This window comes from Algoriphagus sp. AK58, from assembly GCF_014324365.1.
Lineage (GTDB): Bacteria > Bacteroidota > Bacteroidia > Cytophagales > Cyclobacteriaceae > Algoriphagus.
The window spans coordinates 1-1,263 of the sequence record NZ_QEIG01000039.1; the positions used below are offsets into that span (position 1 = coordinate 1).

Sequence of the window (1,263 nt, forward strand, 5' to 3'; positions counted from 1 at the left end):
ACCCGTCTGCTACACCTCCCTCCACGTCCACTCTTTCTTACGATCCTTACATCGACCCCCAATCTGAAATATTTCCGAGGGGGCAGGGTACAGGTCTTTGACAGAGACGGTAGAAGGTTGTTTTACACCGAAAGTCCGACAGTCAGTTGGGACGGTACCTATGAAGGCAAGGAGATGCCTACGGGGACGTACATCTGGATATTGGAATCCAGGGAGACCGGAGAAGTGAGAAGGGGAACCTTAACGCTGATCAGACAATAAATAGTTTTTTCACACAGGGAAGAGGTTTTTTTCCTCTTCCCGATTTTCCAAAACACGATGATGCGATTTTCTATGAGACCTAAGGTATATGTTTTGTTGATCATGCTGCTAGCGGCTTCGGAGACGATGGCCCAGTCCCGTAAGTTCATCAGCCAGTTTTCCCATTTCCAGAGTTATTTCAATCCTGCTTTGACAGGCTATGAAGGAAGCGTGGTGAGGGGGTTGGTGAGGAATCAGTGGGGAGGTATAGAGGGAGCGCCGAAGACGTATTATCTCTCGGCGGAACTGGACTTCGGAGAGCTGGCCGGCGAGGTAAACCCCGCGCTTCTGGGAAAGAACGCGCTATCGGTCAACCTGCTTCAGGACAACTTTGGTGCATTCCGGGAGAACGAACTGACGGTGAACTATGCGGCCAGGGTGAGGCTGACCGAAACGCACAACCTCCGACTGGGTACCGGGTTGAGCTACCAGAGCATCCGATTGGACGGCAATGCGCTGACTACAGAGGAGGCAAACGATCCGACGATAGGACAGTACCTGGGGACATTCAGCAATCTGAATGTTATCGACTTCAACGTCGGGATGGCCCTGACGCATGCCAACTACTATGTGTCGTATGGGATCCACCGGGTCAACGGCGGCTCTCTACAGCGGGGAGACGAGTTTATGGACGGCTATCCTGCCGAACATATGGTCCAGGCAGGTTTCCGTCAGGCTCTGAATGAAAATCTTGCCTTGACCACGAATGCCTTTTACAGAAGCAGAAAGAACCTTCCGGACGTGCTGGAAATGAACCTGAAGCTGTTGATGATGGACCGGTTCTGGCTGGGAATGGGTCACCGGGTGGATTATGCTACCAACGTGCAGTTGGGGTTTATAGCCGGAAAGCTTCGCATGGGCTACGTGTATGAATTTCCGGTGGTGGAAAGCTACCTGTTGCCGGGAGGCATCCATGAGTTTACCCTGACCTTGAACCTGTTCCGTTTGAATGAGCGGCAGACC

The 1,263-nt window shown here is 52.3% G+C and carries 2 protein-coding genes; both read left to right on the forward strand.

Annotated elements, in window-relative coordinates; translation table 11 throughout:
• Positions 1 to 261, forward strand: a 261-nt coding sequence (locus tag DDT91_RS20295) for a T9SS type B sorting domain-containing protein (RefSeq protein WP_187178034.1), incomplete at its 5' end; no start/stop codon positions are given.
• 72 nt (positions 262 to 333) lie between these two features.
• Positions 334 to 1,263, forward strand: a 930-nt coding sequence (locus DDT91_RS20300; RefSeq protein WP_255502212.1) for a type IX secretion system membrane protein PorP/SprF, incomplete at its 3' end; no start/stop codon positions are given.